The 7,194-nt window shown below is 60.3% G+C and carries 11 protein-coding genes and 1 other RNA gene; 7 read left to right on the forward strand and 5 right to left on the reverse strand.

Features of this window, described 5'->3' with window-relative positions; genetic code table 11:
- The 5 genes from BQ17_RS22465 to BQ17_RS07835 form a co-directional block, all read right to left on the reverse strand.
- A partial coding sequence (locus tag BQ17_RS22465; RefSeq protein ID WP_218068170.1) for a hypothetical protein occupies nt 1-238 on the reverse strand: 238 nt, incomplete at its 3' end.
- Nucleotides 239-446: 208 nt separating this feature from the next.
- The gene (locus BQ17_RS07820; RefSeq protein WP_089725886.1) at nt 447-728 is read right to left on the reverse strand and encodes an IS1/IS1595 family N-terminal zinc-binding domain-containing protein; all 282 of its coding nucleotides are present in this window, start codon (nt 726-728) and stop codon (nt 447-449) included.
- A gap of 98 nt (nt 729-826) precedes the next feature.
- On the reverse strand, nt 827-2,059 hold the full coding sequence (gene ubiH / locus BQ17_RS07825; RefSeq protein WP_089725889.1) for a 2-octaprenyl-6-methoxyphenyl hydroxylase: 1,233 nt from the start codon (nt 2,057-2,059) through the stop codon (nt 827-829).
- A gap of 67 nt (nt 2,060-2,126) precedes the next feature.
- Nucleotides 2,127-3,446 carry a Xaa-Pro aminopeptidase gene (gene pepP, locus BQ17_RS07830; RefSeq protein ID WP_089725891.1) on the reverse strand — a complete coding sequence of 440 codons (1,320 nt, stop codon included), beginning with the start codon at nt 3,444-3,446 and terminating at the stop codon, nt 2,127-2,129.
- Nucleotides 3,443-4,012, reverse strand: coding sequence for a UPF0149 family protein (locus BQ17_RS07835; protein ID WP_089725893.1), 570 nt, complete (start codon nt 4,010-4,012; stop codon nt 3,443-3,445). Before BQ17_RS07835 ends, pepP begins: the two co-directional genes overlap by 4 nt.
- A 126-nt stretch (nt 4,013-4,138) precedes the next feature.
- Here BQ17_RS07835 and BQ17_RS07840 point away from each other — a divergent pair, with 126 nt between their 5' ends.
- From BQ17_RS07840 to BQ17_RS20465, 7 genes are all read left to right on the forward strand, one after another.
- Nucleotides 4,139-4,348 carry a TIGR02449 family protein gene (locus BQ17_RS07840; protein ID WP_089725895.1) on the forward strand — a complete coding sequence of 70 codons (210 nt, stop codon included), beginning with the start codon at nt 4,139-4,141 and terminating at the stop codon, nt 4,346-4,348.
- Nucleotides 4,345-4,722 carry a cell division protein ZapA gene (locus BQ17_RS07845; protein WP_089725897.1) on the forward strand — a complete coding sequence of 126 codons (378 nt, stop codon included), beginning with the start codon at nt 4,345-4,347 and terminating at the stop codon, nt 4,720-4,722. Before BQ17_RS07840 ends, BQ17_RS07845 begins: the two co-directional genes overlap by 4 nt.
- A gap of 13 nt (nt 4,723-4,735) precedes the next feature.
- A non-coding RNA gene (gene ssrS, locus BQ17_RS07850) (6S RNA) lies at nt 4,736-4,921 on the forward strand.
- Nucleotides 4,918-5,541 carry a 5-formyltetrahydrofolate cyclo-ligase gene (locus BQ17_RS07855; protein ID WP_089725899.1) on the forward strand — a complete coding sequence of 208 codons (624 nt, stop codon included), beginning with the start codon at nt 4,918-4,920 and terminating at the stop codon, nt 5,539-5,541. Before ssrS ends, BQ17_RS07855 begins: the two co-directional genes overlap by 4 nt.
- 145 nt (nt 5,542-5,686) lie before the next feature.
- A complete protein-coding gene (locus BQ17_RS20460; RefSeq protein ID WP_141699161.1) occupies nt 5,687-6,076 on the forward strand; it encodes a hypothetical protein in 390 nt (129 codons plus the stop codon).
- A gap of 300 nt (nt 6,077-6,376) precedes the next feature.
- On the forward strand, nt 6,377-6,526 hold the full coding sequence (locus BQ17_RS21620; protein ID WP_176722345.1) for a hypothetical protein: 150 nt from the start codon (nt 6,377-6,379) through the stop codon (nt 6,524-6,526).
- 210 nt (nt 6,527-6,736) lie between these two features.
- Nucleotides 6,737-7,102 carry a hypothetical protein gene (locus BQ17_RS20465; RefSeq protein WP_141699162.1) on the forward strand — a complete coding sequence of 122 codons (366 nt, stop codon included), beginning with the start codon at nt 6,737-6,739 and terminating at the stop codon, nt 7,100-7,102.
- The last annotated feature ends 92 nt before the right edge of the window (nt 7,103-7,194 follow it).

Genomic DNA, 7,194 nt, shown 5'->3' on the forward strand with positions numbered 1-7,194 from the left:
TGTGAAAACCGTTGGTCAGTGCAGATAACAACCAGAAAGAGAACCACGGATGAACACGGATCGACACGGATGGAGACAAATCCGTGTTGATCCGTGTCCATCCGTGGTTCGAGATAGCGAGGATCAGATCGTTTCTCTCGTTCCCACGCGCCGCGTGGGAACGCAGAAGCTCCGTGCCGCGGAGTGTCTTGGAAACTCGTAGCCGCTGCTGCATGGGCCTGATATGCTTGATTTTCATGAGGATTCAGCTCAATTGAGAACGCCCCCTAGGCTTTCCCCTTTCGCCCTCCGCGATTCAGGGTGTCGAGTTCAGAGGATCCCCGGCCAGTCTCCGGGCTCGTGAAGGCGATCAAAGACTGTACCTTACGGGCACCGGGTCGAAAAATCCAGGGCCAGCCTCTTCCAACACCGGTATTGGTTCCGGATCAACAGGTACAGGTGTTGCTTCAAGGGATGGAAGCTGCTCGGCTCTTTTTTAACCAGGCACTCAAGGTCTGGCGACAGACCCCATAACTCCGTTCGATCCCACGCATGCTCGGTCGTTCTTGATAAGCCCTTAGAATGAGTTCCTTCTCCTCTTCCGTATAGCGTTCTCGGGGCTCAAGTACGCCGTAGGCGCCACAGGTTTTACAATGATATTGCTGGTTGCCGCACGCATTGGTGCCATTTTTGGTGAGTTCTTTGCCGTGACATTTGCGGCAAGTATGTACTTTAGTTTTGGCAATCATAACCTAAACTCTTTGGCTAAATTTGAGTCAAGTCGATTACTATACTCTGGCACTTAAAAATTTACCACTACCCGGTCCACCAGGGCGATCCGGTGGCGTCAAGTATTATTCGATCGCCCTGTCCTCGACGGCAGGCCACGCGCGAACCATGGCTGGCTTCCCCCCGCAAGACCCATGAAGTGCCGCGCGACCAAATGGCGCAGCCCAGGGGACAGCCCTAGGCCCAGCAGGCCCAAACCACGGGCCCAACGCACGGGGAGCCAGGGATTGACGAATATCCGGGCCAGGGCGTCGATAGCCGCGACTACCGCGGTCTGATCCCAACCGCGCAGGCGACGGTATGCGTCCAGCGTCCGATCGCCTCCGGGGTCGTCACCCGCGTGTGCGGCTTGGACCAACACCTCGGCGAGCGCCGCCACGTCTCGCAGGCCCAGATTGAAGCCCTGGCCGGCCACCGGGTGCAGGGTGTGGGCCGCGTTGCCGACAAGCACCAGGCGCCGGCCCACCGGCTCGCGGGCAAGTATCAACCTGAGGGGGTAGGTCAGCCGCCGTCCAGGCCGGGTAAATTTCCCCAGCCGATACCCGAAGCGGCCCTGCAGGCCGGCCAGAAATTCCCGGTCGGAGAGGTTCAGCAACCCGGCTGCCTCGCCCTCTCGCATGGTCCAAACCACGGAGTAACGCCCTTCGGTCATAGGCAACAGGGCCAGGGGTCCGGTCTCGGTGAAGCGTTCAAAGGCCACCCCAGGTCGGGGCCGTTCGGGCGTCACCGTCGTAATCAAGGCGTCGTGGCCATACCCGTGCTCCCGCACGGCCAGTCCAAGACGCCCGCGAACGGAGGAATCGCCGCCGTCGGCGGCCACCAGCAAGCGCGTCTCAAGGAGCCTCGAAGTATTGCCGACGGTCACCTCCAAAGCGACCCGCTCCCGTTGGACCCGAACCCCCAGCAACCGCGCCGGACACAGCATCTCCACCCCGGCCAGACCATCCTGGATGGCTTGGCCGAGCCGCCGTGCCGGGGCCACATAGCCCAGGGCCGCCACCCCTTCCTCGCGATGATCCAGCCGCGTAAAGCCGAACCTACCCCGGTCGGAGACATGGACCTGCCGGATCGGCTCCGCCCCCGCCACGATCGTCTCCCACAGGCCGATGTCCTCGAAGATGCGACGACTGCCCCAGGACAGGGCAATGACCCGCTCGTCATAGCTCGGTTGGGCCTCCGACCGCGGCGGCACGGCCTCTACCACACACAGCCGCAAGCCGGTCTCGGCCAAGGCGCAGGCCAGGCTGCCCCCGACCAACCCGCCGCCGACGATGACTAGGTCGTAGCTCATTCAATTTTCAACCTCACGATCTGAATGATGAATGTTGCGGACACTCAATGCCATTTCGTAGTTTTCCTCATTCACCATTCATGCAAGCTTCGATATCCGCGACTGTCTTAGGCGCGTGCATGGACAGAACCTCATTGCCCTCGGCGGTAATCAGGACATCGTCCTCGATCCGGATGCCGATGCCGCGATAGCGCGCGGGGGCCTCGGTGCGATCCGCCGGGATATAGAGTCCGGGCTCCACCGTAAGCACCATGCCGGGTTCCAGCCACCGCCACTTGCCGCCGACCCGATAGTCCCCGACGTCATGGACATCCATACCCAACCAGTGGCCCGTGCGGTGCATGAAGTAGGGCTTGTACTTTTCCTCTTTGATGAGCTTGGGAACTGCCTTCCTGCCGCCCGCGAGGAGCCCCAGCTCCACCAGCCCCTGGGTTAGGGTACGCACGGCGGCCTTGTGAATATGGTTCCAGCGGTTGCCGGGCACTGCCTTGGCGATGGCCGCCTCCTGGGCCGCCAACACCAGCTCGTAGAGCTCCCGCTGGGGTGGGCTGAAGCGGCCATTGACCGGAAAGGTGCGGGTAATATCCGAGGCATAGCCCGCCAGCTCACAGCCGGCATCGACGAGCACCAGATCCCCGTCCTCGAGCCGGTGGCGGTTGTCCACATAGTGCAACACACAGGCATTCGCGCCGCTGCCCACAATCGGGGGATAGGCCTGGAAACGCCCCCCCCGGGAGGCACAGGCCCGGACGAACTCCGTCTCGAGCTGATACTCCCACAGCCCAGGCCGACACAGGCGCATCACCCGGCGGTGGGCAGCGGCGGAAATCCGGACCGCCCGCCGGATAATCTTGAGCTCGGCCTGGCTCTTGAGAAGACGCTGCTCGGACAGCAGCCGCTCCAAGACAATGAACTCCGTGGGAGCGCGCACCCCGGCGCGCGCCTTGCCCCGTACCACATTGACCCACTCCATCAGGCGCTGGTCGAGCGCTGGGTTCGCGCCCGCCGGATAGTAGACCCGATCCCGATCCTCCAGCAGCTTGGGCAGGATCTCGTCCAGCTTATCGATGGGGTGGGCCTCGTCGGCCCCGAAATCCTGTCGGACTCCCTCGACACCGGCGCGCGTGCCCTCCCACAGCTCCCGCTCGGAATCGCGCGGCCGGCAAAAGAACACCAGCTCGCCCTCCTTGCGCCCCGGTACCAAGACCGCCAGCGCCTCCGGCTCAGGGAAACCCGTCACATAGAAAAAATCGCTGTCCTGGCGGTACGGGTAATGTACATCCCGGTTGCGAACCGATTCGGAAGCCGCCGCCAGGAGGGCAATGCTGCCGGGCTTCATGGCAGCGGCCAACCGCCGGCGGCGACGTTTGTACTCCGCAGCGGTCATCGACCCACTCCGGCCACGGGACACTGCTCTTCGTAAACCAGCATGACCGCCACCCGGACAAACTCCGTCAGCTCTGTCAGGGCCTGCTCATTTTCCTCGGAATCGTCCAAATCCTTAAGATCCAGGTGGGTGATGGCGGCAAAGTCGTCGCAGACCTCCCGGACCGGCCCCGAGAACTGGCTCACATCCATCCCGGCTAGCCCGAGGCCATACAGAAAGCCGCGGCTCCAATCGTAGAGAGCCACTGCCCGCTCCGCCAGGGGTGCCGAGTCCTCGGGCAGCAGTGGTGTGAAACCCAGGTACGGGTCGGCGATCCCCGTCCGGGTACGCGCCGCCAGGTCCTGCAAGGAACGCTGGCATGCCCAGGTCGAGGGATCAGCAGTCGAGCGATCGGCGGCGGCGTCCGCCAGCAGCTCAGCGATCCAGGACTCCGCCGCCTGCGGCTCGCCGGTACACAGCATGGCGCACAGAATACCGTGGGCCTCGGCAGCGCTGGGGCCTAGAGCGGAGACGGCCAGCCGCTCGTTAAGCTCATGATAATGAGTACAAAAATCTGATGCTTGCATCGCTGGGGGCCGGTGCCGGAAACTACGGGAAGGCCACTTTTCATCATAGCATGGTGCGCAATGAATTGACCCCAGCGCCGACGCCTTCTATAGTGCCCTCCAGTTATCCCTTGGGAAGCATAGCCTGTGCCGAACTTCGACCTCGACACCCTGGAGCGGCAGGTAGAAGAGTTGATCCTCACCTGCCGTCACCTTAGAGAAGAGAACGACTCGTTGCGTGTGCGCCAAGATCACCTGGTCACGGAGCGGGCCGAACTCATCGGAAAGACGGAGCTGGCCCGCAGCCGTGTGGAATCCATGATCGCCCGTTTGAAATCCATGGAGGAAGAGCTATGAGCGAGGAGCCCATTGCCGTCTCGGTCCGGATCCTGGACAAGGAATACCGGGTTTCCTGCGCGCCGGACGAAGAGGCGGGCCTGCGTGAAGCCGCACGCCTATTGGACGAGCGGATGCGCAAGATCCGGCAAACCGGGCGCATCCTGGGCGCCGACCGGATAGCCGTCATGGCGGCCCTGAATATCGCCTACGAGTTGGCTAAGATCCAGAGCAGCAAAACGCCAAGCGAGCAGGAGCTCGACCGGCGCCTGGGAGACCTCCAAAAGCGTCTCGGCGATACCTTGACGACGCAACATCAAGATGCCCTAGCGACGCAACATCAGGATGCCCTGGCGACGCAACATCAGATGGACGCGCGGGACGAAACGGTATAACCTGCGGTTTAGACATCCCCTGCGGTGTACGCGAGTGGCCTGGGTATTTTCTTGAGCCTAAATCGTACCCTGGGGGCAATAGGAATAAGGCCGTTGTGCATGTCCGCCCGGAGCGGAAAGCCTGAAGCCAACTTCCCCGCCCCCACTTGAACCATCCGGTTCAAGAACAAAGGTCCATGTCGGCACCGGCGGGGGATGTCGCTTCCCATTTCCATGACCCCTGCCGGCACCCTCAGATGCCGCCTGCGTGCCGCGCGGGTAGCACTCGGTCCCGCCGAACAACGGTGCCATGCCCGCGCCCTGGCCCGTTCCCTGGGCCGGCAGCTCGCCTTCCTGCGCACCTGCCGCGTCGGCGTCTACTGGAGCTCAGACGGCGAGATCGACCCCTGCCCCCTGTTGCAGCAGGCCCATACTCGTCGCAAGCGCTGCTTCCTGCCCGTGCTCCGGCCCCACCCGCACCGGAGGCTCTGGTTCCTGGAGTACCGTCCGGGCGACCCGTTGGCAAACAACCGCTTCGGCATCCCCGAGCCCCGTCTACGCAACCGGCGCGTCCGACTCCCCTGGGCCCTGGACCTGCTGTTGGTCCCCCTCGTCGGCTTCGACGCCCGGTGCAACCGGCTGGGCATGGGGGGCGGCTATTACGACCGCACCCTGGCCTACCTGCGCCGACGCCGCCACTGGCGCCGCCCCCGGCTGATCGGCATCGCCCACGAGTGCCAGCGGGTGGAGGCGCTGACACCGAACCCGTGGGACGTACCTTTGGATATGATCGTGACCGAGGCATGCATCTATTCACGAAAGGACGCGCATCTAGGGTAGGCTGTGCCCACCGAACAGGCCGCGGAAAGATCGGTTGCTGAGGAACGACCAACACCACAGACGAAAAAACGAAACAATCCGTGGAAATCCGCGTAATCTGCGGATAAAGTAAAGCAGGTCGAAAAAACATTCAAAGGAAGCCTCCATGACACCATCTTTTTTTTCGCAGTTCTTTCCCTGGTTGAACGTTCAGGGACCTTCAAGTAGGGATGTCAGTGTAGACGTAGGCCATGGGACCCGGTTGACTTCGCATTTTCACTTTAGTGGTGACCCTCGAATTGAGGAAGAGGTCGTAGAGAAAGTAGCCAGCTATGGCAAACAGCTCGGGGTCTTGTCCGAGGTGGTGCTGGCACTTGCCGAAGGGAAAGAGGACGAAAAGGTCAATCGACTGAAGAAAATGGTGGCTGACATTGAAAAGATTAAGGAAAAGTATCCCGATGATCTCGAACAAGAAACTCGGTTTCGACTGGTTCGACTGAAACAGAAGGATCCGGACGCATACAAGCGGCTGCTCGATGAACATCGTGAGGGATAAGGCAGAGAACAGAGCAATATGGAGATTAGGGTGACGGAGGAACCTCAGCATCCGAGGTTAGGGTAGGATAGCCGGGTAATGGTAAATTCTTAAGTGGTTAGCGTAGCATCGTAGGTTGGGACGGTTTCCCCAGGTACGCTCCATCAATTCCCTTTATCCCTCATCCTTGGTTTTCCCTTAGAAACAGAACATACAAGGTTGGGGTGAGGAACGAACCCCAACAATCGGGGGCTAGCGTGAACGCATTCTTGTCCCAACGCAGGAGGGATCTTTGTTGGGGTTCCTCTGTCACCCCAACCTATGGACCTAGAGGCTGCCGACGAGCGTTACGAGCTGACCTACCGCGACTATCTGATGCAGCGCTTCCATCGAGTCGAGGCAGGCATGGTCAAGATGACCACCAACCTCAACGTAGACCTGCAGGAGCTCTTCGTGATGCCGCGGGTATAACCACGGAAATGCGATGCAACCGTAGGCGGAACGGGCGTCCTAGATCTGATGGACCTCTCCGTCGCACGCGAACAGTTTACATAGTAACCACCTTTCAAGTGCCTAGAGTGACCAAGCTTCGCCTAGCACACCAAAGGCGCACAGGATGCAAGGATTGCAAGCGGAAATGCTTCCCATCATCGACCCCCAGACCATTTTCGGATTGAAATAATGACAAGATTTTTTTTTGGAGTTTTCGGTGCACTTTTGCCCGATATTCTTTTGTTTTGGTCAAAGCGATTCACATCACCATTGCTGACATTTGAATTGTGGCAATATCTAACGGTCAGTACGTTGTATGCAGCATCCGCTGGTATCATCGCACTCGTTTACCCGTATCGACGGAAACCTCCCCGCCCATGGGATGCAATCGTAATCGGCATTTCTTTTCCCTTTATTATCTCTGGAATCACCGCCGCCGCTGATCGGCTGAGTAAAAGCGGTGCATCCGGTTTACAGCTACGTGGTCCGGAAGTCGATGACACCGGAGTATTCGCTATTCCGGGGACCATCATTGATCTGATGGCAGCATTCTGAGAGTCACTACACCTATAGGGGACCTTGAAAAATCCAGCTTTTCAGGGGGGCGTGAGTAGTTAATGAAATACTACGGACTTATGCCGAACTGG

This window comes from Candidatus Thiosymbion oneisti, assembly GCF_900092655.1.
Taxonomy (GTDB): Bacteria; Pseudomonadota; Gammaproteobacteria; order Chromatiales; family Chromatiaceae; genus Thiosymbion; species Thiosymbion oneisti.